This is a genomic window from Herbiconiux daphne, assembly GCF_024979295.1.
GTDB classification, from domain to species: Bacteria; Actinomycetota; Actinomycetes; order Actinomycetales; family Microbacteriaceae; genus Herbiconiux; species Herbiconiux daphnes.
Map to the genome: position 1 here is coordinate 1 of NZ_JANLCJ010000828.1, position 517 is coordinate 517.

Annotated in this window: 1 protein-coding gene; it reads right to left on the reverse strand. The window is 43.1% G+C overall.

What is annotated here, in order from left to right; translation table 11 throughout:
- Positions 1-517, reverse strand: a 517-nt coding sequence (locus tag N1032_RS27910; protein WP_259543994.1) for a toprim domain-containing protein, incomplete at both ends; no start/stop codon positions are given.

The following is a 517-nucleotide window of genomic DNA, read 5'->3' on the forward strand; positions in this document are numbered from 1 at the left end:
AACAAACACACTCACTGCTCCAGCAGGGGATTCACGCCGAGCCGAGAACTTGAGAATGTTGAACAACTCCTGACCACGACCAGCTAATAACAGATCATTCGCATCTTTAATTTCTTTCTCTACGCCATGAAAATCAAACGTACCTTTTGGGATACGAGCGAACTTGGCTTGAGGAAATAATGCACGACCTTTGACGAGAGCATCCTCACCCGCTTTGTCATTATCCATACAGATAACGATTTCATCGAATGTGTTAAGAAACTCTCGGTTACGAGACATAACCGATGCCATGCTTCCAGCGCCATTAGGCAAAGAAACAAAAGCAGGTTTGATTGTGGTTGCAGTTGTATAAGCGGATAAAACATGGAAACCTGACATACAGGAAAGCGGATCTTCAAAGATGAAGAGCTTCTTGTTGTACACGTCCCCACGTTGAGCTTGTGCCATACCAAAGAAGTCGGAATCTTTTACACGTCCTACATAATAAAAGTATTTCCGATCAAGACCTTTAACTTCA